Here is a 26,989-nt window from a genome sequence, read left to right on the forward strand (position 1 = left end):
CCTCTCCCCCGCCCGGACCTCAGCGTTTGGGCGGGGTGTTCTGCGCTTTGATCAGGTTTTCCAGATCGGTCAGCCGCGACATGACCTCATCGCGGTAGGTATTGGTCTGCTCGTTGCTTTCCTCATGATGCGCGTCTTGCATTGAGTTCACGATCAGACCGACCAGCAGGTTCACCACCGCGAAGGTCGTGACCATGATGAAGGGCACAAAGAACATCCACGCATAGGGATAGACCTCCATCACCGGGCGCACGATGCCCATCGACCACGACTCGAGCGTCATGATCTGAAACAGCGAATAGCCCGAGCGCCCCAGCGTGCCGAACCACTGCGGGAAATCCGCGCCAAAGAGTTTGGTGGCCATCACGGAAGCGATATAAAAGATCACCCCCATCAGCAGGAAAACCGACCCCATGCCCGGCAGCGCGTTCACCAACCCCTCAACCACACGGCGCAACGAGGGGGCGACGGAGACCACGCGCAGCAGGCGCAGGATACGCAGGGCACGCAACACGCTGAGCCCTTGGGTCGCCGGGATCAGCGAAATGGCAACGATCACGAAGTCGAAGATGCTCCAGCCGCGTTTGAAGAAATCCATCCCCCGACCGTAGAGTTTAATCGCGATCTCAATGACAAAGATGCCAAGGCAGACCTTGTCGAGCAGCAGGATCAGCGACCCCACCTCCGCCATCACCTCATCCGAGGTTTCCAGCCCCAAGATCAAGGCGTTGAAAAGAATCACGCCCAGAATGAAGTTCTGAAACGATGCGCGGTCAGCCAGTCGCGCCGCGCGGGCGCGCAGCGATTGTGGCGAGGGAGGGGAGAGATCGGTCATGGCGGTAGATATCGTGTGCCGCTTGACACAACGCAAGAGCAGATCAGCAAGGTTTGCACCATCGGCGGCAATGCCCCGCCCGTCTGCCGAAACAGAAGGCGGGGCCTGCGCGGCGTTTACTCTTCTTCCGCCTGCTGGCGCTGCCATAGCTGGGCATAACGCCCGCCTTGGGCCAAGAGCATCTCGTGGCTGCCCTGCTCGATGATCTCGCCCTTCTCTAGCACGACGATGCGATCCGCCTCTGCGATGGTCGACAGACGGTGGGCGATGGTCAGCACCGTGCGCCCCTGCCCGGCCCGGCGCAGCGCGTCTTGAATCTCATGCTCCGTCTCACTGTCAAGCGCGCTTGTCGCCTCGTCCAGCAGCAGGATCGGCGGGTCTTTCAGCAACGTCCGGGCGATGCCCACGCGCTGTTTCTCGCCGCCTGAAAGCTTCAGCCCCCGCTCGCCCACCGTGGTCTTATACCCCTGCGGCAGCGCCATGATGAAATCGTGGATCTGTGCAGCGCGGGCGGCATCCTCGACCTCTTGCTGCGTCGCCCCATCGCGGCCATAGGCGATGTTGTAACCGATGGTGTCGTTGAACAGCACCGTATCCTGCGGCACCACGCCAATCGCCATATGCAGCGAATGCTGTGTTACATCACGCACATCCTGCCCGTCGATCTTCAGCGCGCCCCCGGCGACATCGTAGAAGCGGAACAACAGCCGCCCGATGGTGGATTTGCCCGAGCCGGTCGAGCCGACAATCGCCACCGTCTCTCCCGGCCGCGCCTCAAGCGAGACGCCTTTGAGGATTTCCCGGTCGGTGTCATAGGCAAAGCGCACATTCTCCAGCGTCACATGGCCCCCCGTTACCTTGAGGTCCGGCGCATTCGGCTTGTCGTCAATCTCTGCCGGTTGTTCGAGCAGGCCGAACATCTGGCCCATATCCACCAGCGCCTGACGGATTTCGCGGTAAACGGTGCCAAGGAAGTTCAGCGGCACGGTCAATTGGATCATGTAGGAGTTCACCATGACGAAGTCACCGACGCTGAGTTCACCGCTTTGCACGCCCATCGCCGCCATGACCATGACGCCCACCAGCCCCGCGGTGATGATCAGCGCTTGACCAAAGTTCAGGAAAGCGAGCGAATAGTTCGTCTTGATTGCCGCGTTTTCATAATCCGCCATTGCCAAGTCATAACGCGCGGCCTCACGGCCCTCGGCGCCGAAGTATTTCACCGTCTCATAGTTCAGCAGGCTGTCGATCGCACGTTGGTTGGCCTCGGTGTCGCTGTCGTTCATCTGCCGCCGCAGACGCACGCGCCATTCGGTCACGGCAAAGGTAAACCAGACGTAGACCGCGATGGTCACGGTCACGACCGCCAGATACCAAATGTCGAACAAAACGGCGAGGATCACGCCGACGAGGATCAGCTCAAGGATCAGCGGCCCGATGGAGAACAGCAAGAAGCGCAGCAGAAAATCGACGCCTTTGACACCACGCTCGATGATCCGGCTGAGGCCCCCGGTCTTGCGGGTGATGTGATAGCGCATCGACAGTTTGTGGATGTGTTGAAAGGTCTCAAGCGCCAACATCCGCAGGGCGCGCTGCCCGACACGGGCAAAGACCGCATCACGCACCTGCTGAAAGCCCACGCCCATCAGCCGCGCCATGCCGTAGGCCACGGTCAGACCAATCGCCCCAAGCGCCAGCATCGGCGCGCCCTCGCCCGCCAGCGCATCCACCGCGTCGCGGTAAAAAAACGGCGTGGCGACGATGATCAGTTTCGACACCAAAAGCGCCAGCATAGCCAAGATCACCCGGCGCTTCACCCATGGCATATCCTTGGGCCAAAGGTAGGGCGCCACCTTGCGCAGCACCAAAAAGCCCGATTGACGCTCGGCAGCGTCGATCATCTCGGCCTCTGTGGGGATGCGGTCAGGCTTGGGGGTTTTGCGGTCGCGCCGACGCGCGGCGGGAGATTGGTCTGTATCGGCTGGCATGGGAATTCCTGAAGTGATTACAGGCTACATAGGCCCCATGCGCCGAGGTTGCCAGTGTGAGGCGGCGCACAGCCGGTCTGCGCGCTGCGAATGCCGCCCCGGTTTGGGCCCCTGAGGTCGGGCGTCGGATCACTCCGATGCGGGTTCTTCGGGCAAATCGAAAACCTGTCCGGGGTAGATCAGATCGGGGTCGCGGATGTTGCCGCTATTGGCCTCGAACACCTTCACGTAAAGCAACGGATCACCGTAGCGTTCGCGTGAGATCGCCCAGAGCGTGTCGCCTTTCTGGACGGTCACAGCGCTCAGCGGGCCGCTCAGCCCTTCGGTGGCGGCGGCCAGCACCTCGGGGGATTCGCGTTTGAAGGGTGTCTCTACCCGGCTGGTCACATCGCCTGCGCGAGAAAGCTCATCCACCCGCAGGGTATAGACGCCCTCATCGACATTGGGCAGATCGCCCCGCCAGCGGCCCTCCTGATCGACCGGCAGGCTGATCACCGCGTTGTTGTTGAGATAGACGCGCACTTCGCTGGTGTCCGGCTGCGCACGGCCTGCGAGTTGCACGTCCCCCTGATCGGAATAGCCGATAGTGTCGAGCGCCACATTGGTCATGACTTGCGGTGGCGCGGTGTCGAGCCGCTCCACCCCCTCGGCCGTGGATTTCAGCACCGGGGCTGGCGCAGATGGCTGAGCCGGGGCGGCGGTGGTGTCGGTTTCTTTCGTGGGCGTCGGGTTTGTGGTCTCAGGGCTGGGCGCGTCGCGTTCCGCGAGGCTGGGGGCATCGGTTGTGGGATTTGGCGTCGTGGCCCCCTGCGCAGGGGAAGCGGTACCGTCGGCAGCGCCAGTGGCGGGATCCGCCGTTCCGGTCTCCGCCAGCGGCGTGGCTTGGGCTGGGGTGTCAGAGGTCGTCTGTTGCCCTTGGTCAGGCGCAGTATTGTCGCCCGCGCTGGTGCCCGTTCCGGCCAACCCCGCGCCAGTGCCCGTTCCGGCCAACCCCGCGCCAGTGCCCGTTCCGGCCAACGGAGTCGCTTGAGAGGGCGCGGTGCCGGTGGCAAGGTCTTCCCCCGCCTCGGTGGCTTGGTCCTGCTCCGGTGCGGAGCCCGCTCCCTCCGCGGTGCCGGTTTCGGAAAGCGGTGTGGCCTGAGTGGGGTCAGAGACGGTGGCAGTCTCTCCTTCGCCCGTGGCAGCCTCTTGCTCTGGGGCGGCGTTCACCCCCTCCGCCGTGCCAGTTCCGGAAAGCGGTGTGGCTTGGGTGGGGTCGGATATGTTGGCAATCGCTCCTTCACCCGCGGCAGCCTCTTGCTCTGGGGCGGCGTTCACGCCCTCCGCCGTGCCAGTTCCGGAAAGCGGTGTGGCTTGGGTGGGGTCGGATATGTTGGCAATCGCTCCTTCACCCGCGGCAGGCTCCTGCTCTGATGCGCTGCCCTGAGCCCCGCCGGTTTCCGTAGGCTCGGATTGGCCTCCGCCCTCAATGGTCTCTTGCTCCGCTGTGGCCGTCTCGCTTGCAGCGGCGGGCGCTGGCGAACCGTCGTCAGATGTTGGCTGGCTTTCGGCAGCCTCGGCGGTCGCGGTCCCGGCCAGCGGGGTCGCCTGCTCCGGAGCGGTCGCGGCGGGCTCGATTGCGGCCTCGTCCCGCTCTTCGGCAGGTGCATCGGTCGAAGCCGTCTGATCCGCAGGCGTCTCTCGCGTCATCTCCGCCTCGGCAAGCGAGGTCACGTCAGAGGCTTCAGACTCAACCTGCGCGTCGCCCGGCGATGCGGGGTCAGGCTCGGCACCCTCGTCTGCTGCCGCCTCGCCACCGGGGTCCGCGCCCTCCTCCGCAATCCCAAGCGGGCTTTGCTCGAGCGTGGTGTCCGCCTCTGCCATCTGCAGAGGCGCTGCGTTCGGCGTGAGGATGATTTCTTCTTCCGAGGCGAGCTTGGTCTCACCGTCCTGCCCCAAAAGCGTCAGCACATGGCCCTTGCCGTCGGGGGGGATCATCGCGAGGGTCGCGAACTTTCCGGACCCATCGGCGGTGGCGGTGGCGATCTCCTTGCCGTCTTTCAAAACTGCCACGCTGCTGCCGGGGGCCGCGCGGCCTGCGATCACGGTCATCCCATCGCTTTCGCGGCGCACTTCGTCAAAGGCCGGGGCCTGCGGTTCTGACACTTGCGGCTCTGTCGCTTGCTGTGTGACCTTGGGCTCCGTCGCTGCCGCGTCTTCGGGGCCCACGGAAACGCCCTGCACGGCATTTGGCACAAGCGTGGCGTTCTCTGGGGTGGCATCGCGTTCGGGGAGCACGGCCACCGTGGTTTGTCCTGCCTCCTCCGGCCCGCTGCGCTTGCTGCCGATCCAAGCACCAAGCGCCAGCACCGCCGCCGCAAAGGCGCCCGCCGCCATCGCTCCCATGCCGCCAAACCGGCCAAATCCCTTGAACATCTTCTACTTCCCCTGTGGTTGAGCCTTTTTAGCAAGCAGGCTAACAGGGGTCAAAAGCGCAGACGATCCGCGCCGAATTTTCCTAATCATCAGGACGCTTTACCATGCAACATTCTGTCTGTGTCTATTGCGGCTCCCGCCCCGGCGATGACGATGCCTTCACCCAAGACGCCGAAACGCTGGGCCGTGGTCTGGCCGAAGCCGGGCTGCGGCTGGTCTATGGCGCTGGCGATGTCGGCCTGATGGGCAGCGTCGCCCGTGCCGCCCAAGCGGCTGGCGGAGACACCTTTGGCGTGATCCCCGCGCATCTTGTTGCATGGGAAGTCGGCAAGACCGATCTGACCCGCTACATCGTAACCGAGACGATGCATGAACGCAAAAAAGTGATGTTCATGAACTGCGATGCCGTAGCCGTTTTGCCCGGCGGCGCGGGATCGCTGGATGAGCTTTTCGAGGTGCTGACATGGCGCCAGTTGGGCCTACATGAAAAACCGATTTTCCTTGTGAACACAAACGGATACTGGGATCCGTTCATGTCATTGATGAACCATGTCGTGGCTCATGGTTTTGCCGATGCGACGCTATTGAATTACGTCACCGTAGTGGCGGATGCCGATGCCGCTCTCAGCGCCCTGCGCCGCGCCTTGTCCTGACGGAAGCTGCTGACGGAATAGACCGCCAACGCGCACCAGATCAGAACGAAAGCCTGCACATGCCAGCCAGTGAAAGGCTCGCGAAACAGGACCACGGCGCAGAAAAACTGCAAGGTCGGATTGATGTAGCTCAGCAATCCGGCCGTCGCCATCGACAGGCGCCGCGCGGCGTAGCTGAACAGGATCAGCGGCGTGGCCGTGATCGGTCCGGCCAGTATCAAAAGCGCCGTATCGCGAAACGACGCACCAAAGGCCCCGGCCCCATTGTCACCCGTTTGCCACAGCACGAGCACCGCGAGGGGCGACAAAAGCAGTACCTCCGCCGTGACGGAGACCACCGGCCCCACCGCCAACCGCTTTTTCGCCAGCCCATAAAGCCCGAAGGAGGCCGCCAGCGCCAGGGCGAGCCAGGGCGCGGTGCCCAGCCCGTAGGTGAGCAATGAGACGGCCACGGTGACCAAACCGACCGCGAAGAGCTGCACAGGGCTCAGCCGCTCGCCAAAGACCAGCCGCCCCAGCAGGACGGAGACCAGCGGGAAGATGTAGTAGCCCAAAGCGGCCTCGGTCGCCTGCCCGCTCTGCACCGCTGAGATGAAAAGATACCAGTTCGTCGCGATCACCAGCGCCGCGAAGGCGAGCAGACCAAAGGCCCGCGGCCCCGCCATCGCGTCGAATACCGCCCGCAGACGCCGCTGTACCGTCAAGACGATGATGAAAAACACCAGCGACCATAGGGTACGATGCGCGAGCACCTCGGCGGCGGGCACATGCGACAACAATTTATAGAAGATCGACGACAGCCCCCAGATGCAGCAGGCCGCGATCATGGCGGCGAAACCCTTGGTGGTGTCGGTCATTGGAAATCCTTGGCGCGGTAGACTGCTTCCTTGTGAAGGCAATCAATTCCCGCGCCAAGGGAAAAGTCAGGCCTGGGCCAGTTCCCCGGCCACGATCTTTTCGATCTCATCAATGGGGTGGTTGGTCAGGGTCTTGGGGATTTCGCCCACGACCTTGTTCCGCACCTCTTTGTGAAGATCATCGCGCAGATCACCCAGCACGGCGGGTGGCGCCACCAGAACGATCCGCTCGAAACGTCCCTTGTGGGCAAGCTTGTAAAGAATGTCCGCCAAGTCTTTGGCAAAGCGCTCTTTTTCCAGCTCGTGCCAATCGGTATCGTCAAAGGCAGAGCGGTGCCCGCTGGGCCCGTCGCTCATACGTCCGGGGCGGTTGGCGGCTTGTTCCCGCGTCGGGGGATTTTCCTGCTCTTCCTTGCGCACGACCTGAAGATAAGGGTCTTCGCCATCCGTGTGGTTTTGCAGGAAAAGGGCTTTTTCGCCGTCCGCGATCAGCACCCATGTATCTTGGCTGAGTTTGGTCATGAAGGCTCTCCGTGGTTGCGTTTGTCTTCGCCGGTGACACGGGTCACGCCGTCTTCGCCCTTCTCGGCGCGGCGCATGGCGTCTTGGGTGCCCACGTCCTTTTGCAGGTCTCCCCCGGCGCGGCCACCTTGGTCTGGCGTCTCAGTCTCGGAGAGGAATTTTTCCGTTTCCTTGGTACCGTCGTTGGATCGTTTCCGCTCGGCCATGTTGTCCTCCTTTTTTGACGTGAAGTCTCAGGGGAAAAACATCCGCGAAGGGGCTTGGGTTCCAACGAAAAAACCCCGCAGCAGGCTGCGGGGTTCTGTCTGTCACTCGGGGCCAGCCTGAAGGCCGGAGGGTCACGTCACAGACGCGAGGCGACGTTGTCCCAGTTCACCAGATTGTCGAGGAAGTTCGAAAGGTAGTCGGGGCGCGCGTTGCGGAAGTCGATGTAGTAGGAGTGTTCCCACACGTCGCAGCCCAGCAGTGCCGTTTGGTCAAAGCAGATCGGGTTCACGCCGTTCTCGGTCTTGGTGACCTTCAGGCTGCCGTCTTTATCCTTAACCAGCCACGCCCAGCCCGAGCCGAACTGGCCCGCGCCTGCGGCTTTGAACTCATCCTTAAACTTGTCGACGGAACCAAAGCTCTCGGTGATCGCTTTTTCCAGCTCGCCGGGAAGCTTGTTGTCTTCGGGGCTCATCATTTCCCAGAACTGGTTGTGGTTCCACAGCTGGCTGATGTTGTTGAAAATGCCGGACTGCGCCACGGCGTTCGGGTCATAGGTGCCCTTGATGATCTCTTCGAGGGTCTTGCCCTCCCACTCGGTGCCTTCGATCGCCTTGTTGCCGTTGGTCACATAGGCGTTGTGGTGCTTGTCGTGGTGGTATTCCAGCGTTTCCTTGGACATGCCTTTGGATGCAAGCGCGTCGTGGGCATAGGGGAGATCGGGAAGTTCAAAAGCCATTTCTGGGCCTCCTCATTTGGGAATTTCGCTGCGGCCACTTGATGGGGATCAAGCGCCAACGTCAAGGTCAACGTCTGCAAATCACATCCGTTCCAAGCGAAATAGTCAGTTTTTCTCCCGACTTATACCGTTTGGAAATGGCCCACCTCGCTGCCGGGCTGGGCCGCGACACTGAGCAGGTCGATCATATACTGGGCAACCGACCGAAAGCAGATCACCTCAAAGGCACCGTCTTCGCGCAGCCAAAAGGCCGCTGGCACCTGCCCCATGCGGGTGCGGCGGAACATGCCGGAGGTGAACTGACCGGGGGCGAGGTCGACCGGCGCCAGCTTGGCCAGCACCTCGCGCGCATGGGGGCCTTCGACGCGAAACACCGCCCGCGCGCCAGAGACATCCACCGCCGTGGTATGGGTATCCTCAAAGGCCGCATGCAGCCGCGCCAGCACCTCTGGCACCTGCGAATGCGGACATAAAAGCAGCAGTTCGTCGGGCGACATCCAAGCCACACCGGCTGCGCCTTCGAACTGGCACTGCCCGTGCTCCGGGCGGTCAACGCCGGTGAGTTTTTTGGTCACCTTGCGCACATAGGGGGCATCCAGATCGCCGCGAATGGTGATCATACCCAAGGGCGCGACTTCGGAAATCGTAGCGATACCAGCGTCATAGCGGGCGTTCTTCAACGCGGTCACGGGTTCAGACATTCTGTTTCTCCCCTTTGGGATCATAAAACACCGGGTCGACGATCATCGCCTCATAGGTTTTGCCATCAGTGCCGGGAAAGGTCAGCACCTCGCCCATGCGATCTGGCCCGTTCAGCACCAGCCCCATCGCAATGCCGCGGTCGAGCGTCGGCGAATGATAGGTCGAGGTCACACGCCCCTGCATCACCTTTTGCCCGTTCTCATTCTCTCCTTCGCCAAGCGCATATGCGCCATCCGGCAGGGTGCTGCCATCCGTGGTCTCCAGCCCCACCAACTTCCAGCGTGTCGGGTCCTGCATATGGCTGCGCTGCTGGGCGCGTTTGCCAAGGTAGTCGTCTTTCTTTTTCGAGATCGCCCAGTTGAGGCCAAGGTCTTGGGGGATCACCGTGCCGTCGGTCTCATCCCCGATCATGATAAAACCCTTCTCGGCGCGCAGGATATGCAAACATTCCGTGCCATAGGGCATAACGCCCAAGTCATGCCCAGCAATCAGCAGTGCGTCCCAGAATGCTTGCCCCTGCCCGGCCTCGACCGCGATCTCATAGCTCAGCTCGCCCGAGAAAGAGATACGGAAGACGCGCACATTGAACCCCCCAAGCTCACCGTCGGTCCATTCCATGAAGCCAAGCGCCTCACGGCTCAGGTCCATCCCGCCGAGTTTCTCAAGACATTTTCGGGCGTTAGGACCGACCACGGCAACTTGCGCGTAATGTTCGGTGGCGTTGACCACATGCACTTTCCAGTCCCACCATTCGGTCTGGAGCCATTCCTCCATATGCGCGTGAATGCTGTCGGCGCCGCCAGTGGTGGTGTGGCAAAGGAAGGTCTGCTCATCCAGCCGCGCGACCACGCCGTCGTCGATCAGGAAACCGTTTTCATTGCACATCAACCCATAGCGGCATTTGCCGGGCTTCAGCGTCGACATCATATTGGTGTACATCATGTCGAGGAACCGCGCCGCATCCGGGCCGCGCACGATCAGCTTGCCCAGTGTCGAGGCATCCAGCAGGCCGAGGTTTTGCCGCGTATTCGACACCTCGCGCATCACCGCGTCATGGGTGCTTTCGCCGCTTTGCACATAGGCATAGGGCCGCCGCCATTGGCCGACCGGCTCCCACACCGCGCCATTGGCCGCGTGCCAATCATGCAGCGGAGTGCGGCGGATCGGTTGGAAGGTATCGCCCCGCGCCGACCCCGCAATCGCCCCCATCGAGATCGGGTGATAAGGCGGGCGGAAGGTGGTGGTGCCAACCTTGGGAATCTCGGCGTCCAGCGCGCCTGCTAGCGTGGCCAGCCCGTTGATATTGCTGAGCTTCCCCTGATCCGTGGCCATGCCGAGCGTAGTATAGCGTTTGGCATGTTCAACCGAGACGAAGCCCTCTTGCGCGGCCAGACGCACATCTGAGACTTTCACGTCGTTCTGGTAATCGAGAAAGGTCTTCTCGCGCAGTTTGACGCTGGCGCCCTGCGGCATTTGCCAGACCGGCATCATCGGCGCTTCCTCGCGGCGCACGGCCTCGGGCGAGGTGAAATCGCGCGGCATCTTGAACCCGAGCGAGGTGGCCACCCCATCGGCGGCGGCATGGGCGTCGTGCAACACGTCGTCGAGCGCGAAGACCCCCGCCGCAGCCCCCGCGGGCGTGACGAAACCGTGGCCATCTGCGCCGGTGGGCGGATGATCCTGATCGGGGCGGAAACAGGCATGCGTCTTGTCCCATGTCAGCTTGCCGCCGCAATGGGACCACAGGTGCACCACGGGCGACCAGCCGCCCGACATGGCGACGGCGTCGCAGGCGATCTCTTCCAGCACCGCGCCTTCGCCCGCCTGCGAACAGACCGCCACGCCGGTCACGCGCTTGCCCCCCTGAACCGAGGAAACCGCATGGCCCATGACCACCCGAATGCCGAGCGCCTTGGACTTTGCGACCAATTCGCTGTCTTGCGGCAATACCCGGGCGTCTAGCACGGCAGGCACATCCAGCCCCGCCTGCTTTAGCGCAATGGCGGTGAGATAAGCGTTATCGTTATTGGTGACCAGAACAGTGCGGTCCCCCGGCGAGACCCCGTAATTCGCCACATAGTCGCGCATGGCCGAGGCCAGCATCACGCCGGGCACGTCATTGCCCGCAAAGCTCAAAGGCCGCTCAATCGCGCCTGTCGCGGTGATCACATGCCCGGCCCGAACGCGCCACAGCCGGTGGCGTGGTCCGGCATCCTCCGGCACATGATCCCGCAGCCGTTCATAGCCCAGCACATAGCCGTGATCGTAGACACCCGCGCCCATGGTCCGGTCGCGCAGGTCGACATTCTCCATGCCGCGCAGACGGTCAAGCGTTCGGGCAATCCAATCCTCAACCGGTGCGTCATCCACCGTGCCCCCATCGACCGGCGCACGCCCGCCCCAATGGGCGGATTGCTCCATCACGATGACCCGCGCGCCGCTCAGCCCCGCCGCCAGCGCCGCTTGCAGCCCCGCGACCCCGCCGCCGATGACCAGCACGTCGCAGAAGGCGTGGAAGTGTTCATAGGTATCCGCATCCGCCGCCTTTGGCGCTTTGCCCAGGCCTGCGGAATGGCGGATGATCGGCTCGTAGAGATGCTTCCACAGTGGGCGCGGATGCATGAACATCTTGTAGTAGAACCCCGCGGGCAGAAAGCGGCTGAGGTGATTGTTAAGGGCGCCGACATCGAACTCAAGGCTCGGCCAATGGTTCTGGCTCGCCGCTTCCAACCCTTCATGCAGTTCGGTCGTCGTAACACGGGCATTGGGCTCGAACTGCCCCTCTTGGCCCAGCCCCACCAAACCGTTGGGTTCTTCGGGGCCGGAGGTCACGATGCCGCGCGGGCGGTGGTACTTGAACGAGCGCCCGACCAACACCTGATCGTTGGCCAGCAGAGCCGAGGCCAGTGTGTCGCCCTCATAGCCGCGCATTTGCTTGCCGTTGAAGGTGAAACTCAGCGGTTTGCTTTTGTTCAGCAGGCGGCCGCCTGTGGCCAGTCTTGTGCTCATCTTGGAAAACCTTGCGGGCTGAAGAAAGAGGGATGCCGATGTGGGGATCGGAACCGAACGGGGCTAGTTGGCGCTGCGCCACTGCCAGTCGGGATGGCGTTTGCGGATCGCATCACGGATGTGATCGGGCGGGGCGAAGGTCTGGGCCGCATAGCTGCCAAAGACCTCAAGCGTAGCGGTATCACGGGCCATGTGAAACCACTTGCCACAGCCATAGACATGGCGCCACCGCTCCAGATGCACTCCCTTCGGGTTCTCGCGCATGAACAGATAGCTCTCGAAATCGTCGTCCGCGCCGCCGGGGCCGACACGTTTCAGATGCGCTTCACCGCCGCCGTGAAACTCTGTCTCCTCGGCGGTGACATGACAGCAAGGACAGGTGAGGATCAGCATGGGCAGGCTCCTTGTCGTATGGAGAACGGCAAAACGCCGCCCCGGCGCAAAAGCGCGGAACGGCGTCGGTCGTGAGAGGGCAGCGCCACGCGGGACGCTGCCAAAGTCGGTTTACTCAGTCGGTGTGGCTGTCTCTTCGACGGCGTCCGCTGTGCTTTCGGCTGCGCCTTCGATGGCTTCGCCTGTGCTTTCGGTTGCGCCTTCGACGTTGACGTTAACGTCATTCGCACCGTCGATGTCGCCACCTGCAAAGAGGAAGTAGGCCAGCAGAGCCACGACAACGACAACCGCGCCAACGATAAAGGCAAGGCCGCTGCTGCCGCCACGGTCAGTCGTGGTTGTGGTCGTGGTGGTGTTGGTGTGATCAACGTGGTCTGTGCGGTTGTTTTCCGGGGTTGCCATTGTTCAGCTCCGTTATATTCAATGTCTGAACAGGCAACTCCAGCGCGGGCGAAATCGTTCCGCGCAATACAACGCTTCAGCGATTTGTGGCCGATCCGCAACATCAATGGGCCACCCCGGCGGCCACGGATTCGTCGATAAAGCGGCCTTCGGCGAACCGCTCTAGCCCAAAGGCGTCGGTCAGCGGTGAATGCCCCTTGGCCATCAACTCGGCAAAACCCCAGCCCGACCCGGGGATCGCCTTGAACCCGCCCGTGCCCCAGCCGCCGTTGATAAAGACCCCCTCAACCGGGGTCTTGCTGAGGATCGGAGAGCGGTCGCCGGTCACATCCACGATCCCGCCCCACTGCCGCAACATCTTGAGCCGTGAAATCATCGGGAAGGTCTCAACCAGCGCGCGCACGGTCTCTTCGATATGATGAAAGCTGCCGCGTTGGGTGTAGTTGTTGTAGCCATCCGTGCCGCCACCGATGACCATCTCGCCCTTGTCGGACTGGCTCATGTAGCCGTGCACCGTATTGGCCATCACGACCACATCCATACAGGGTTTGATCGGCTCGCTGACCAGCGCTTGCAGGGCGACGCTTTCCATCGGCAGACGGAAGCCCGCCATATTCGCCAACTGCCCGGAATGCCCGGCCACCACCATGCCCAGCTTATCGCACTCAATATCGCCGCGCGTGGTGCTGACGCCGGTGACCTTACCGCCCGTCTGGCGCACGCCGGTGACCTCACATTTCTGGATGATGTCCATGCCCATATCCGAGCAGGCCCGCGCATAGCCCCAAGCCACCGCATCATGCCGCGCCGTGCCGCCGCGCGCTTGCCACAACCCGCCGAGCACCGGATAGCGCGGCCCGTCGATGTTGATGATCGGCACCAGTTGTTTAACCCGGTCCGGCCCGATGAATTCGGTGCTGACGCCCTGAAGCGCGTTGGCATGCGCCGTGCGCTGATAGCCGCGCACCTCATGTTCGGTCTGCGCCAGCATGATCACCCCGCGGGGGCTGAACATGACGTTGTAGTTCAAATCCTAACTCATCGTCTCATAGAGACTGCGCGCCTTTTCATAGATCGCGGCCGAAGGGTCTTGGAGATAGTTCGAGCGGATGATCGTAGTGTTGCGCCCGGTGTTGCCGCCGCCGAGCCATCCCTTTTCAAGCACCGCTACATTGGTGATGCCGAAATTCTTGCCCAGATAATAGGCCGTGGCCAGCCCATGCCCGCCTGCGCCGACGATGATCACATCATAGCGTTTCTTGGGCTGCGCATCGCGCCAGGCGCGGGTCCAGCCCGTATGATGGCGCATGGCCTCTCGGGCCACTGCGAAAACGGAGTATTTCTTCATCACGTCACTTCCCGGCAAGGATTCGGGCCGCGCGGGCGGCTGAGGTCTTTTCTGAGCCTAGGAGCAGATATTCGAAATGACCACCACGGCATTTGGATGCGGTTTTGCGACATGTGGCGCGATTGGTGAAAAATGCCGCAGGGGGCGCGGCATTTGCGGTCTTTTGTCGGGGCCGGTCAAAGGTTAGGTAGAGGGCATGATATTTTGGTTTCTCTCTGGCGCGATGGCGCTTGTCGTGGGCGGTTTTCTAGCGCGGGCCGCGTGGCGCGGTGCGGATACGCCCCTCCCCGCACAGGCGGATTATGATCTCAAGGTCTACCGCGACCAATTGGACGAGGTCGAGCGTGACCTGGCCCGCGGTGTGGTGTCTGAGGCCGATGCCGTCCGGATCCGCACCGAGATTTCGCGCCGCATCCTTGCCGCCGATGCCGCGCAGGATGGGGGCAAGCAAAACACCTCGCGGCCCGCGCCCGTCGTGCTGATCGCAGGGGTCGTGGTCTTGGGTGCCGGATCACTGGCGCTCTACTGGCATCTGGGGCAGCCCGGCTATGGCGATCTGGCCTTGGCCGACCGCATCGCCTTTGCCGAAGACATGCGCCGCAACCGCCCCAGCCAGCAAAGCGCGGTGGAAAGCCTGCCTGCCAGCCCCAGTACCGAGGGGCTGAGCGCGGATTACCTCGCGCTGATGCAGCAGCTTCGCGCCACGGTCAAAGAACGGCCCGAGGATTTGCAGGGCCAGACCCTGTTGGCGCAGAACGAGGCCCGTGTCGGTAATTTCGCCGCCGCAGCCGAGGCGCAGGGCAATGTGCTGCGTCTCAAGGGCGCGGACCGGACCGCGAAGGATATCGCAGATTACGCCGAACTTTTGGTGCTGGCAGCGGGGGGCTATGTCTCTCCCGAGGCGGAAACCGCCCTGCGGGAAGTGCTCAACCGCGATGAGCAGGATGGCCGCGCACGCTATTACCTTGGCCTGATGATGGTGCAGACTGGGCGGCCGGATGTCGGTTTCCGCATTTGGGACGCGCTGTTGCGGCGCGGGCCTGCGGATGCGGCATGGATCGAGCCGATCCGCGCGCAGATTTCGCAGGTCGCCAGCCTTGCCGGGGTGAATTACGAAATGCCTCAGATCGGCACCGGCGCCCCTGCGCGGGGGCCATCCGCCGAAGACATTGAAGCCGCCTCGGAGATGAGCGCGGACGACCGGATGGAAATGATCGGCGGCATGGTGGCTGGCCTGTCGGATCGTCTGGCCAGCGAAGGAGGCCCCCCGCAGGACTGGGCGCGGCTGATCACATCGCTCGGCGTTTTGGGGGACACCGATCAGGCCCGCGCGGTCTATGACAACGCGCTTGAGGTCTTTTCAGGCGATAATGCGGCGCTGGACATGATCCGCAGCGCCGGAGAACGTGCAGGAGTGGCAGGATGATTTACGACGACACGGCAGATTTCATCGCCGCCCTGCCCCCGATGCAAGCGCTGATCGGGCTTGATCTGGGCGAAAAGACCATCGGCGTCGCGGTGAGCGACAGCTTCCAATCCGTCGCCACCCCGCTGGAAACCGTGCGGCGCAAGAAATTCGGCGTGGATGCCGCCCGTCTGGCCGAGATCATCGCCGAGCGCCGTATCGGTGGGCTGGTTTTGGGATTGCCGCGCAATATGGACGGCTCAGAAGGGCCGCGCTGCCAATCGACCCGCGCTTTCGCCCGCAACTTCGACCGGCTCACGCCGCTGCCCATCACCTATTGGGACGAGCGGCTGTCGACCGTGGCCGCCGAACGCGCATTGCTAGAGGCCGACACCACCCGCAAACGCCGCGCCGAGGTGATCGACCATGTGGCCGCGGGCTATATCCTTCAGGGGCTGCTGGACCGTTTGCAGGTGATGCGCCGTGACTAAAAAGCTCTGGCAGCGCAATGAGGTCGAAAGCCCCTGCATCAACATCTGCGTGGTGCACCCCGAAAGCCGACTCTGCACGGGCTGTCTGCGGTCGATTGATGAGATTGGCCGCTGGTCGGCGATGAGCGCGGAGGAACGCCGCGCCATCATGGCGGAGTTGCCCCAACGTGAAAGCGCCCACGCAAAACGGCGCGGGGGCCGCGCGGCGAAACTGGCACGACGGCGCGACTAGCGCGGCCTTAGGCGCCGCGACGCTGGACGATCTCGTTCAGGAAAATAAGAGCCGCTTCGCCGTTCGTGGCATCGTGGAGGCCCATCGGGGTCGCGTTGTAATTGGCCGCGGGCACCGAGGCACGGGCAAATGTCAGGCTGGTTTCGCGGGTGAACATCCCGTCAAAGCGAAATGCCCGACGGCCACGGCGCGCAGGTTTCCAATAGGCGAGGTCACTGCCCTGCCCTTTGAGGATGATCGCTTTGGTCCCGCTTCGGCGCATCTCGTCACGTCCCTTGGTTCGGATGATTCTGCGTTTGTTAAGGCAGTAAGCCAGTTGTTTGTGTCGAGATTGCGGCAATTTGATGAACATTGTCCGAAATTGGGCAGAAACCGTCACATTCCGGCAGGTTTAAGGTCAAAAACGGGTCAACTCAGCCCCAAAGTGCTTTTCTCAACATATTTAGCGCCACCAGCACCAGAAACACGGCAAAGACCCGTCTGAGCGGCTTGGGGTCCATCGCATGGGCCAACCGCACGCCCCAAGGCGCGGTGATGAGCGTCATTGTCACGACGATCCCGAAGGCACCTAGATTAACCGCGCCGATGGTCAAGGGCGGGCGGCTTTGCGCGATATCAACGAAGAGAAAGGCAATCACCGAGGGCACGGCGATCAAAAGCCCAAAGCCCGCCGCCGTGGCCACGGCCCGGTGAATGGGCCGACCATGGAGCGTCATTAGCGGCACGCCAAAGCTGCCGCCACCGATCCCCATCAGCACCGACAGAAACCCGACCATCGGCGACAGGATCGCACGTTTGATGCCACGCGGCATGGTCTCTCCCAAGCGCCAATCGCTGCGCCCGAACCCTAGGTAGAGCCCGACAATCAGCGCCAGTCCGCCAAAGATCGCCTGAAGCGTCTGGGTGCGTAATTGCGCCACCAGCAGCACGCCCAAGATGGCCCCCACCATGATCCCCGGCGCCCAAGTGCGCAGGATTTCCCAATCGACCGCGCCCTTTTTGTTATGCGCATGAACCGAGCGCGCAGAGGTGACGATGATCGTCGCCAGTGATGTCGCAAGGCAAATCTGCATCAGCTGTGGACCGTCATAGCCCAGCGACTGCAGCGCGTAGAAAAACGCCGGGACCAAGACGATCCCCCCGCCCACACCCAGCAGCCCTGCCAGAACACCGGCAAAGCCTCCGATCAGGGCGATAAGCACCAGCATCGGCAAAAGATCGTTCAACTCTGGCATGTGGCCCCTCCCGGCTGTCGATGCGCCTATCAAGCCCTTTCGCGCCGGGGGTTCAAGCGATAACGCCGGGGTTGCACTTCCCCCAAGGGGGGTTAGGTTGCGCGCGAAAGTCGGCCCCAGACATCGGTCTGCGCTTGCCGCCTTGCCCATTTGGCCCCGGCCATCCCATCCGAAAGGACATCACGTGCTACGTTCAGCGCTCATTCTCGGGTTGCTGGGGCTGGTCGGCCCCTTCGCCATCGACATGTATCTTCCCGCCATGCCTGCCATCGCCGCCAGCTATGGCGCGTCAGAGACGGCGGTTCAGGCGACCATCACTGCCTATTTCATCGCCTTCGGTCTGGGCCAGCTTTTCTACGGTCCTTGGGCCGATCAGGCGGGGCGCAAGCTGCCGATCATGGTGGGGCTGGTGCTGTTCTTGATCGCCTCCTTCGGGGCCGCCTTTGCGCCGACGATGACGGCGCTGATCGGCTGGCGGGCGCTGCAAGGGCTTGGCGGTGCGGTGCTGATGGTGGTGCCGCGTGCAATCATCCGCGACCAATATACTGGCACGCAGGCCACGCGGTTGATGGCGATGTTGATGCTGGTGATCTCGATCTCGCCGATGTTGGCCCCACTGGCGGGCAGCGCGGTGATGGCGCTTGCCGATTGGCGCGCGATCTTCGTGACTCTGGGCGTGTTGGCCATCGCCGCGCTGGCACTCACCGCCTTCGCCCAGCCCGAGACGCTGCCCGTCAAACGCCGCGTGCGGATCAACCCGCGCAACCTTTGGCGTGGGGCGAAAGTGCTGCTGAGCGATCCGATTTTCATGGGGCTGACCTTTATCGGCGGCTTTGCCATGGGGTCATTCTTTGTCTTCATCGCCTTTGCGCCCTTTGTCTATACCGGGCAATACGGGCTGGGGCCGACGGGGTTTTCGCTGGCCTTTGCGGTCAACGCGGTCGGCTTCTTCTCGGCCTCGCAACTGGCGGGGTGGCTGGGCGAACGCTGGGGCATGCGCAGCCTTGTGCGGCGCGGGGTGGCGGGCTTCGTCTTCTTCTCTGCCGCGATCTTTGTCACGGCGCTGGCAACCGATCCGGGCCTCTATCTGGTGATGGCGGGGCTGTTTTGCGCCAATGCCTGCCTTGGCGTCGTGGTGCCGACAGTGATGGTCGTGGCGCTGGACGATCACGGCGATATCGCTGGTCTCGCCTCTTCGCTGGGCGGCACATTGCAGATGGTGGCGGGTGGCCTCTCCATTGCGCTGGCCGGGCCGTTTTTTGACGGGACTGTCACACCGATGCTGGGGGCGATTGCGGCCTGCGGACTGGTGGCCGCCCTGCTCACGCTGGCGCTGCTGCGGCCCCGCCCGGTGGCAGAGCCCACGGTCTAACCCTACCCCGCCGCGGCGATTTCCTGCGCCGCGGCGACCTCGGCCAAGGCGCCCTCAACCAGTTCCGGCCCCGCGCCGGGCTTATGCGCCCCTTCGGACAGGATTCGCCGCCACTGCCGCGCGCCGGGCCGCCCGGCAAAAAGCCCCAACATATGCCGGGTGATTTGCCCCAGACGCCCGCCGCTGGCCAGATGCGCCTCGATATAGGGCAACATCCCCTGCACCGCGGCCTCTGCACTCCTGTCAGTACCCCGCCCGTAGATGCGCCGATCAGCGCTGGCGAGGATATCGGTCGGCGCATGATAGGCGCTGCGCCCCACCATGACGCCATCTAACCCGGCATCCAGAAAAGCTTCGGCCTGATCGAGCGATGTGACCCCACCGTTGACCGAAATATGCAGGTTCGGAAACAGCCCCTTCATCTGATGCACGAGATTATAGTCCAACGGCGGAATATCGCGGTTTTCCTTGGGGCTCAGCCCCTGCAGCCACGCCTTGCGCGCATGGATCGTGACCCGGGTGCAGCCCGCCGCCACGATACGCGCGAGGAACTCGGGCAAGATTTCCTCAGGGTTCTGATCGTCCACGCCGATACGGCATTTCACGGTCACCTCGACATCGCAGGCCGCGCGCATGGCATCCACACAGTCTGCCACCAGCCCCGGCTGCTGCATCAAGACCGCGCCAAAGGCGCCCGATTGCACCCGATCAGACGGGCAGCCGCAATTGAGGTTAATCTCATCATAGCCCGCGTCAGCCCCCAACCGTGCTGCCCGTGCCAGCTCTGCGGGGTCCGACCCGCCAAGTTGTAGGGCCACGGGATGTTCCGAAGGGTCATGATCCAGCAGATGCAACGCCCCACCCCGCACCAGCGCGGGGGCGGTGACCATCTCGGTATAAAGGAGCGTCTCACGGCTTAGCAGCCGGTGGAGGTAGCGGCAGTGGCGGTCGGTCCAGTCCATCATGGGTGCCACGCTCAGGCGGGCTGATTTTTCAACCTTATTTTTCAATCTCTTAACCTCAGCTCCGAATGAACTTCATGTAGCACGCTATGCGTGGATTTCCGGGGGTTTTCCCCGATTATCCGGGGTTTTCAATTCTGCATTGCTACCGTGTAGCAGATCCGCATTGCCAGAACACCGCCACTTCATCCGGCCTGGTTCGCCCCGCGGTCCGCCCCTTCGCGCTGTCCCTCAAGCAAGGAAGTCGGGAATCAAACCGAGAACACTTTTTTCGCGGAAGCGCCGACTTCCTTCTCACAACAGCACAGAAGGAACTTTCTTTATGACCACCATCGACGACAGCACCAAGAACGTTTTGGCTATGATCACCGCGGAGCGAGCCGCCTGCCGTAACAATGCCCCTGCTTGGGAACAGGTTTCGAACCCAGCAATCACCCCCTTGCCGACGCAGAACGTTGCCTCCGCAGAGTCTGCAAGCAAAAAGAGAGCTAAGGCCAAGAAGTCAAAGAAAGCTGACGACTTCAAAGAACTGAACATCACTCGCATTCAAACTACTGGCAGCCGTGTTACATATCGGGTCCAAATCCGACGCACGGTGAATGGGAAGTCCCGCAGTCTCTGCGAAACCTTCCAGCACTTGGCAAACGTAAAGAAGTGGCGGAACAAGAAGCTCGCCGAGATCGAGTTGCACGGTTTCCCCCTGCAGATCGTCACGGACACCACGATCGCGGATGTGATTGCCGATCGGCTGAAGCGCGGCAAAAAACTTGGCAAGTCTGCTCTGCAGAACGTCAAGTATATACGAGGTCACGAGTTCGGGAAGACCAAGGTCTCATTGCTTACGCAGAAGCAGCTCTATGACTTTGCCGAGATGCTCTTGGATGGCGATAGAACACCGCAAACTGTGGCGGGATACATGACGCATTTGGCCGCAACCTTGAAATGGGCTTACAGGCGCGGAACTTTGCTCCCGATCGAGGCTGTGTCCTTGGCCATGGAAACCCTTTGGGAAGACGAAATTCTGGCTCGATCCGAGGAGCGGAACCGGCGCCCCCAAATGGCGGAACTCGATTTTGTCCGTCGTCAGGGTTTTTGGGACCAATCGCGGCCTAAACTAAGAGAGTGTTTGGCTCATCTGATTGGTGTGATTATGCGGCGCGTTGTGTGTGATGCAAGCGCCGCCTTTCGAGCGTCTTTCGTTTAATCCTTTCCCTTTCTTGCAGAATGGCTTTGTCGCGTCCGAAGTAGACGTCGGCGGGTGTGACGTTGTTCAGGCTCTCGTGGTAACGCTGATGGTTGTAATGATCGACGAAGGCTTCGATCTGGGCTTCGAGATCACCCGGCAGGAAGTAGTTTTCCAACAGGATGCGGTTCTTTAGGGTCTGGTGCCACCTTTCGATCTTACCTTGGGTTTGCGGATGATACGGCGCTCCGCGAGAGTGTTTCATGCCTTTGTCCTGCAACCATTCAGCCAGTTCGCCAGAGACATAGCTGGATCCGTTGTCGCTGAGCAGTCGCGGTTTGTGGAGCACATGAACCTGATCGCAACCGGACGCCTGAAGGGCCAAATCAAGCGTGTCAGTGACATCTTGGGTCCTCATATTTGTGCAGAGCTTCCACGAGATAATGTAGCGGCTGTAGTCGTCGAGGATCGTGCTGAGATAGAACCACCCCCAGCCCAGAACCTTGAGATAGGTGAAGTCGGTTTGCCAAAGTTGATTGATGGCTGTGGTCTTGTCCCTGAACTCATTGGCCGCCTTGATGACGATGAAGGCTGGGCTGGTGATCAGATCATGTGCCTTCAGGATACGATATGTCGAAGCCTCTGATACAAAATAGCTTTCCTTGTTAGTGAAGGTCACCGCCAGTTCTCGCGGTGACAACTCTGTTTCTTGTAGCGCCAGTTTGACAACTTTGCGCCGCACCTCGTTAGGAATGCGGTTCCACACATGTTTGGGCTTGGGAGATTGATCCTGCAGCCCAGCCTCGCCGCGCTGGAGGTAGCGGTCATACCAACGGTAGAACGTCGTGCGGGGGATGCCGAGCTTGGCCAGCGTTAGCCGAGCCGACAGGTGGCTTTCCTCAACCAAGCGGATGATCTCCAACTTCTCAGATGCGGGGTATCTCATTCGTGCTCGCCCCCATCTCCCAGCATGCTTTTTTTAAGCAAGCGGAGTTCCAACGTCTGCTCCGCAACCACCTCCTTCAGATCACGAGCTTCGCGGCGCAGATCCCTCACCTCGTCAGTGTTTGCGGCACGTGCCGTGTCGCCAGCAAGGCGTCGCTTTCCTGCCTCCATGAAGTCCTTAGACCATTTGTAGTAAATGCCCTGAAAGATACCCTCACGGCGGCACAGCTCAGCGATGCTGTCTTCACCACGCAAGCCGTCCAGGACGATCCTGATCTTCTCTTCAGATGAATAGTGCTTGCGGGTCGCTCGCTTGATGTCTTTGACGATCTTCTCGCCAGGACTTTTGCGTGTTCCAGTTGTCTGTCTCATCTTCCACTCCTGAGGGGTTACGATGAGCCAAGAACTCTCTCTTATCAAATAACGCTATTTGGACCCATAAGCGCTGACGTCAGACAGGCAATACATCTTCGAAACCATTGAGGAGGCACAAGACCAAGCAACACAATGGCTCTGGACTTACAACAACGAGCGACCCAACATGGGCATCGGCGGCATGACACCCGCAATGAAACTGAAAACGGCTGCGTGAATTCTACGGCTGGACCCCATTAAAAATGGGGGGATTACCCAGGCACTCGGGTTGGTTAGTAAAAACGCACTACTCTTAATCATGTATACACACGGGGAAGCACATAGGGTCATTTAGCTCTTAGTCGCTTGAATTCCAATGCCTCACTCTCCCAAAAATGGCGGGAATGAGAAACGCTGCTTTGTACGCGCCTCCTATCAGTATCGCCGCACAAAAGTGGCATGCCAAAGACTGAAACCCCCGCCATACTTTGGCGCAAATGAGCGATTTCTGACAAGATGGCTAGACCAGTGCTTACCTCCGTCCCAATACGCTTTTGAAGAGAAGCACGGGAAAGCCTTGGCAAAAAACCGACTTTGTGACCGAATTCCAGAATCTGTGCAGTAGGTTTCCAGTTGGTTAATTGGAAAGGTAGGTCAGCTTTTCTAATAAGCGTTCCAAACCGAACTCTGGATAGGTTTGCTTGTCCAAAACCGATCATGCCCGTCAAAACTGTAACGTGATAATCAACATTATTGCCCCACGCTTCACCGAGAAGAAAATCATTAATCCTTATTATGAGATCATGATCATCAATTTCATCTGGTGATATATCTGAAGAAAGAGGTCCATTTCCAACAACCGCGATGCGGTTTTTCTGCGTGCCAACCCTCCGTGAAAAACCTAGATCGGTAGCGTCTACTCCAGCAAGACCGGCGAGTGTCGGGGAAACCAATTTATTCGCGAAATTTGATACCACCAGACACTGTTGAATAATGCTTTGTGGAATAGCAGCTTTAGACAAAGCTTTCGCCGCCGCTTCGTTGTCTTCCACAGCCAATGCGACTGCGGCCACACGTACTTGCAACAGATGTCTCGCGCCTACCACTCTGTCCAATGCACTAGTCGCGTCACGCAATAATTGTTTTTTATCGCTCGAACTGCGCCTTAGATATTCGACTAGGTACGAAATTCGAATTTGACAAACCAACTCTGGATTTACCAACTGCTCACGGGCAGCGTTCATTTCTGCATCGCCAAACAAATGAAACCGCGCTGGAAAAATCGCTGAGACATGTTCGACATACGCCATTGGAAGTTCCTCTTTGTGGACATGTTTGTTGAGGATACCCGCAACGTCCATCCTCCACAGCTTTGAGGCTCTTTCTTCCATTGCCAACCGAGCCGCTTCATATTCAACTGCGGTATTGGTTAAACTCAGAACGTTCAGAATCTGCTCCTCATTGACGAGAACCTCAGGGCTTTTCAGATTGCGAAATAACTCGACGGCCGACTGCCACCAAATTGGAGCTTTGCTGTCGGGGATCAATCTGTCCCATCCCGCAGCATCGGCTCCAAAACGGCCAATCGATGAAAGCCAACGCAACGGCGAAACACTTGATACAATTCTGTCAGCAACAAGTTGAGCAGCCCGCCAGCCTTCGCCGCTTGCCTGCGACACGGCAATCAATTGCGCATCTGGAACAACGCCCCCTTCTTCAAGAAGGTCAGCGATTACATCCATTGCAATTCGGGGGCGGTTAAACTGTAAGTGTAAGCGTGCGTCCTTCAAGCGCTCATGCACTGGCAAAACACTGGCCGGTTGCTGTGGCGGCGTTTGGGTAAGTAATTTTGGTGGGGTTTGTTTTTCAGCCCAATCAAAAAGTCGATCGTAAATGATACGGTTTGTCTTAATTCTATTCAATGCAATCACCGCTTCACTTTGTGTCTTACAAACGGGAAGCTTTGCGGATGCGGCATCTAAGAGGTCCGCCAATTTGTGTGTATTAGCATCCATGAGTATGAATGGTACACGAGCACGAACCGCAGCGAACATCACGTGATGACGCCCCGTCAGGACCGCACCTGCTGTTGCCAAAGTCGCAATCGCGTCCGACCAATCATAATCTGCAAGATTGAAATAGGGGAGCTTTGAAAATGGCCCCGACGTGCTTCTGACGAAGCCGCCAAAGTCCTTGTTGAAAAAATCAGTGACAACTGTTGCGCCACCGAAATCAACGACGGGCTCGCGTGGCTCAATAGGGGCAAATAATGACAAGTCCGCATGGTGGAACGCAGCCACGCCATGTCGCTCAAACATATCGGCAGCACTGGCCGGACCGCGCAACGTCAACACGTCAAGATTTCTTAGAACATCATCGAACCTTCCACTATTTTCCTGCCAGACTGCATTCACCAAACAGGTTTTTTTTCCAAGCATTTGGGCAGCTGCTAGCTGCTCCATCTTTGCAACAAAATGGGCGGAATCATGGTGCATAGATCCCTCGCCATTTACAATGAGAGTGTCAAAGGGGCTCCCCGTTTCTGCAAACGTGACATCGGGCAACATTCGCCTTATTGCTAAAATCACTGCTGCGCTTCCGCCATGGTATTGACTATGGTCACCTGACAAGAAAACTCTCTGAGACTTAGCACGCTCTGGGGCCATCATCATACCTCCCTTTCTTAAGTATTTTTCTATTTCCACGAATTACAACCTTAAAAGGTGAGCCCCCTCGAATACGGCCCCCACCGAGAACGCGGAATACTCGATGTATTTTCAAATCGCCTGCTTTCTTTCTGGCTACCTTCACAGCACACCACTCAATGCGGATGTTGTCGCATCTATAACGCATCGCCTTTGTGCACCACATTTACGGAGGGGGTTGACAGTAAAATCTTTCAGTCCCGACTTCGAACCGACAAAGATCAAACCCTTTGTCCTTGAAATACTCTGGCCAGTCGGCGTCCCGTCGATAGCCCATTGTCAGCCAATGTTGAACAGCGTGATCAGCGTATCGAGAATAAACTGCAGCATGGTTCCCCCGGTTTATTTGCCGATCCCCTAGGGGGGCAAGGAAGCAGGGAAAAATCCTATCGGACCTGCCCGTCCGTTCATCGCAGGTGATCAGTCCACTGTGACCAGATCGTTATCTTCGAATTTCAACCGCCTAACGGTCGGCCAAACCAGCGCGGTTGATCGCCTCCGCCGCGAACAGCACCGTATCATATGCATAGCCGCCATAGGCCAAGAGAAAACTCTCGCCAGTTGCGCTTTCATAAGCTCGCTTGTAGCTCCCGCAGCCCTCACGTTCATGCCAAGCAGGCCCTGTTTGAAGTCTTCGGGGGTGTCGGGGTTCGTCATGGTGATCATTGAAGTGGTCCCATCTTTTCGGACAGGTTTGCAGCTTCTCTAAGGGTATCGTGTTTAGGTTTCATGCTGCTTTCGCTCGTCGCACGCTATCCCAATATGCATCGTCGGGCGTCAGCCGATCAAGCGCGGAATGGGGCCGCTCAGTGTTGTAAAATCTCATCCAGTTGCTAATCACCCTGCGAGCTTGGAACCCATCTTGGATTTCCTCAAGGTAGACGGCTTCCTGCTTCAGTGACCGCCAGAGGCGTTCGATGAAGATGTTGTCGAGGTATCGGCCGCGCCCGTCCATCGAGATGCAGACCCCGGCGTCTTTCAGCGTGGTGGTCCAGGCCGATCCGGTGAACTGCGATCCTTGATCCGTATTCATGATCTCTGGCGGGCCGTGTTTGGCGATTGCCTCCTTCAAAGCCTCGACGCAAAAGTTGGCATGCATCGTATTGCTGAGCCGCCAGCTCAGCACCTTCCGGGTTGCCCAGTCCATAATCGCCACCAAATACAGGAAGCCATTCTTGACTGGCACGAAGGTGATGTCGGCGCACCAGACCTGGTTGGGGCGGTCGATCACCATCTTCCTCAGCAAATTAGGATAGACCGGATGCTGTGGGTGTGGCTGGCTGGTTCTGGGGCGTTTATAGATTGCCTCCAAGCCCATCTTTGCCATCAGACGTCGCACGCGGTGGCGTCCCACGATGATGCTCTCCCGGCGCAGATATGCCGCGAACTAGCGTGACCCAAAGAACGGATATTTGGTGAACACCCGATCAATCGCTTTCATCATTTCCAGCGTCGCTGCATCAATCCCGACCGGCGTGTAGTAGAACCCCGACCGGCTCAGGTTCACCAGCTTGCATTGCTGGCTGACGCTCAGCCTAGGATGGTCGCGCTAAATCATCGACCGTTTCTTGAAAGGGCTCACCTTTTGAGCCCTTTCGACAAAAAATCGTTCTCAACGGCCAACCTCCCAATTTTGGCATGTAGCTCCTTCACATCTGCCTCGGTTGGGCCGCTCTGGTTGCCGCCCGAGAACACGTCCGCCATGCCGTCGATGGCCTGCCGCTTCCACGTGCTGACCTGGTTCGGGTGCAGCTGATGCTTCGCGGCAATCTCTTACACGGTCTTGTCGCCCAGCAGCACTTCCAACGCCACCTTGGCCTTAAACTGATCTGTAAAGTTCCGGCGCTTTGCCATGTTCGTATCCTTCCAAAAGGGTTGGATACACCTTAGCCGACTGTCCGATTTTCTGGGACCACTTCACAGGATTGCGTACCACGGCGGGTCTTCTTGTTGGCCAAGCCCAAAACTCGCTCGGTTGGGGCGGTGGGTAACCTCCGTTGATTTCCAAGCCGCTTCGGCCGAGAAAGTCCAGCCCAAC

Annotated in this window: 22 protein-coding genes and 3 pseudogenes; 7 read left to right on the forward strand and 18 right to left on the reverse strand. The window is 60.1% G+C overall.

Annotated features, from left to right (window positions below):
- Positions 1-19: 19 nt before the first annotated feature.
- The 3 genes from R1T45_RS15955 to R1T45_RS15965 all read right to left on the reverse strand — a co-directional run bounded on the left by R1T45_RS15955 (position 20) and on the right by R1T45_RS15965 (position 5,238).
- A complete protein-coding gene (locus R1T45_RS15955) occupies positions 20-835 on the reverse strand; it encodes an ion transporter (protein ID WP_317389570.1) in 816 nt (271 codons plus the stop codon).
- Between the two features lie 116 nt (positions 836-951).
- Positions 952-2,736 carry an ABC transporter ATP-binding protein/permease gene (locus tag R1T45_RS15960; protein WP_317391108.1) on the reverse strand — a complete coding sequence of 595 codons (1,785 nt, stop codon included), beginning with the start codon at positions 2,734-2,736 and terminating at the stop codon, positions 952-954.
- Between the two features lie 216 nt (positions 2,737-2,952).
- On the reverse strand, positions 2,953-5,238 hold the full coding sequence (locus tag R1T45_RS15965; protein ID WP_317389571.1) for a LysM peptidoglycan-binding domain-containing protein: 2,286 nt from the start codon (positions 5,236-5,238) through the stop codon (positions 2,953-2,955).
- Between the two features lie 104 nt (positions 5,239-5,342).
- On the opposite strand from R1T45_RS15965, the gene R1T45_RS15970 reads away from it, so the two are divergent.
- Positions 5,343-5,891 carry a TIGR00730 family Rossman fold protein gene (locus R1T45_RS15970; protein ID WP_132443684.1) on the forward strand — a complete coding sequence of 183 codons (549 nt, stop codon included), beginning with the start codon at positions 5,343-5,345 and terminating at the stop codon, positions 5,889-5,891.
- Here the strand turns inward: R1T45_RS15970 and rarD are convergent.
- The 9 genes and pseudogenes from rarD to R1T45_RS16015 form a co-directional block, all read right to left on the reverse strand.
- Positions 5,828-6,748, reverse strand: coding sequence for an EamA family transporter RarD (rarD, locus tag R1T45_RS15975; protein ID WP_317389572.1), 921 nt, complete (start codon positions 6,746-6,748; stop codon positions 5,828-5,830). The two genes, R1T45_RS15970 and rarD, sit on opposite strands and share 64 nt — an antisense overlap.
- A gap of 66 nt (positions 6,749-6,814) precedes the next feature.
- The gene (locus tag R1T45_RS15980; RefSeq protein ID WP_120350750.1) at positions 6,815-7,270 is read right to left on the reverse strand and encodes a host attachment family protein; all 456 of its coding nucleotides are present in this window, start codon (positions 7,268-7,270) and stop codon (positions 6,815-6,817) included.
- Positions 7,267-7,476, reverse strand: coding sequence for a hypothetical protein (locus R1T45_RS15985; protein WP_067630683.1), 210 nt, complete (start codon positions 7,474-7,476; stop codon positions 7,267-7,269). The genes R1T45_RS15980 and R1T45_RS15985 overlap by 4 nt, the downstream gene beginning before the upstream one ends.
- 137 nt (positions 7,477-7,613) lie before the next feature.
- Entirely contained in the window at positions 7,614-8,213 is a 600-nt protein-coding gene (locus R1T45_RS15990) for a superoxide dismutase (RefSeq protein ID WP_067942327.1), read from the reverse strand.
- 122 nt (positions 8,214-8,335) lie between these two features.
- Positions 8,336-8,914 (reverse strand): sarcosine oxidase subunit gamma, encoded by a 579-nt coding sequence (locus R1T45_RS15995; RefSeq protein WP_317389573.1) that lies wholly within the window; start codon positions 8,912-8,914, stop codon positions 8,336-8,338.
- Positions 8,907-11,924: a sarcosine oxidase subunit alpha family protein gene (locus R1T45_RS16000; RefSeq protein WP_317389574.1), complete on the reverse strand. Its 3,018-nt coding sequence runs from the start codon at positions 11,922-11,924 to the stop codon at positions 8,907-8,909. The genes R1T45_RS15995 and R1T45_RS16000 overlap by 8 nt, the downstream gene beginning before the upstream one ends.
- Positions 11,925-11,987: 63 nt before the next feature.
- Complete coding sequence (locus tag R1T45_RS16005) at positions 11,988-12,317, reverse strand: sarcosine oxidase subunit delta (protein WP_317389575.1); 330 nt, start codon at positions 12,315-12,317, stop codon at positions 11,988-11,990.
- Between the two features lie 111 nt (positions 12,318-12,428).
- The gene (locus tag R1T45_RS16010) at positions 12,429-12,719 is read right to left on the reverse strand and encodes a hypothetical protein (RefSeq protein WP_067630669.1); all 291 of its coding nucleotides are present in this window, start codon (positions 12,717-12,719) and stop codon (positions 12,429-12,431) included.
- 103 nt (positions 12,720-12,822) lie between these two features.
- Positions 12,823-14,067: pseudogene (locus R1T45_RS16015) on the reverse strand (sarcosine oxidase subunit beta family protein).
- Between the two features lie 196 nt (positions 14,068-14,263).
- Here R1T45_RS16015 and ccmI point away from each other — a divergent pair.
- From ccmI to R1T45_RS16030, 3 genes are read left to right on the forward strand one after another with little or no spacing between them, the layout of a single operon-like run.
- A complete protein-coding gene (ccmI, locus tag R1T45_RS16020) occupies positions 14,264-15,493 on the forward strand; it encodes a c-type cytochrome biogenesis protein CcmI (protein WP_132443690.1) in 1,230 nt (409 codons plus the stop codon).
- Positions 15,490-15,963 carry a Holliday junction resolvase RuvX gene (gene ruvX / locus R1T45_RS16025; RefSeq protein WP_120350743.1) on the forward strand — a complete coding sequence of 158 codons (474 nt, stop codon included), beginning with the start codon at positions 15,490-15,492 and terminating at the stop codon, positions 15,961-15,963. The genes ccmI and ruvX overlap by 4 nt, the downstream gene beginning before the upstream one ends.
- A complete protein-coding gene (locus R1T45_RS16030) occupies positions 15,956-16,195 on the forward strand; it encodes a DUF1289 domain-containing protein (protein WP_120350742.1) in 240 nt (79 codons plus the stop codon). Before ruvX ends, R1T45_RS16030 begins: the two co-directional genes overlap by 8 nt.
- A 7-nt stretch (positions 16,196-16,202) precedes the next feature.
- On the opposite strand, the gene R1T45_RS16035 is transcribed toward R1T45_RS16030, so the two are convergent.
- Positions 16,203-16,457 (reverse strand): hypothetical protein, encoded by a 255-nt coding sequence (locus R1T45_RS16035; RefSeq protein WP_120350741.1) that lies wholly within the window; start codon positions 16,455-16,457, stop codon positions 16,203-16,205.
- A gap of 151 nt (positions 16,458-16,608) precedes the next feature.
- Positions 16,609-17,430 carry a sulfite exporter TauE/SafE family protein gene (locus R1T45_RS16040; RefSeq protein ID WP_317389576.1) on the reverse strand — a complete coding sequence of 274 codons (822 nt, stop codon included), beginning with the start codon at positions 17,428-17,430 and terminating at the stop codon, positions 16,609-16,611.
- Between the two features lie 184 nt (positions 17,431-17,614).
- Here R1T45_RS16040 and R1T45_RS16045 point away from each other — a divergent pair, with 184 nt between their 5' ends.
- Positions 17,615-18,802: a multidrug effflux MFS transporter gene (locus R1T45_RS16045; RefSeq protein ID WP_317389577.1), complete on the forward strand. Its 1,188-nt coding sequence runs from the start codon at positions 17,615-17,617 to the stop codon at positions 18,800-18,802.
- 2 nt (positions 18,803-18,804) lie between these two features.
- Here the strand turns inward: R1T45_RS16045 and dusA are convergent, their stop codons facing one another.
- Complete coding sequence (dusA, locus tag R1T45_RS16050; protein WP_317389578.1) at positions 18,805-19,812, reverse strand: tRNA dihydrouridine(20/20a) synthase DusA; 1,008 nt, start codon at positions 19,810-19,812, stop codon at positions 18,805-18,807.
- 274 nt (positions 19,813-20,086) lie between these two features.
- Here dusA and R1T45_RS16055 point away from each other — a divergent pair, with 274 nt between their 5' ends.
- A complete protein-coding gene (locus R1T45_RS16055) occupies positions 20,087-20,968 on the forward strand; it encodes a hypothetical protein (RefSeq protein ID WP_317389579.1) in 882 nt (293 codons plus the stop codon).
- Here R1T45_RS16055 and R1T45_RS16060 read toward each other — a convergent pair.
- Positions 20,913-22,264 (reverse strand): IS3 family transposase gene (locus R1T45_RS16060; RefSeq protein ID WP_317389580.1). Its coding sequence is split into 2 segments (ribosomal slippage): positions 20,913-21,928 and positions 21,928-22,264, totalling 1,353 coding nucleotides; the frame shifts between segments, so codons are not numbered across the junction. The genes R1T45_RS16055 and R1T45_RS16060 overlap by 56 nt on opposite strands.
- Positions 22,265-22,352: 88 nt before the next feature.
- Here R1T45_RS16060 and R1T45_RS16065 point away from each other — a divergent pair.
- Positions 22,353-22,484 (forward strand): annotated as a pseudogene (locus R1T45_RS16065) (integrase core domain-containing protein); the annotation flags it as partial.
- Positions 22,485-22,593: 109 nt separating this feature from the next.
- Here the strand turns inward: R1T45_RS16065 and R1T45_RS16070 are convergent.
- Both R1T45_RS16070 and R1T45_RS16075 read right to left on the reverse strand, forming a co-directional pair.
- Complete coding sequence (locus R1T45_RS16070; protein ID WP_317389581.1) at positions 22,594-24,951, reverse strand: polysaccharide pyruvyl transferase family protein; 2,358 nt, start codon at positions 24,949-24,951, stop codon at positions 22,594-22,596.
- 727 nt (positions 24,952-25,678) lie between these two features.
- A pseudogene (locus R1T45_RS16075) lies at positions 25,679-26,805 on the reverse strand (IS3 family transposase).
- Positions 26,806-26,989: the final 184 nt, after the last annotated feature.

Origin of the sequence: Sulfitobacter sp. LC.270.F.C4 (assembly GCF_032922545.1) — a bacterium.
Taxonomy (GTDB): domain Bacteria; phylum Pseudomonadota; class Alphaproteobacteria; order Rhodobacterales; family Rhodobacteraceae; genus Sulfitobacter; species Sulfitobacter profundi.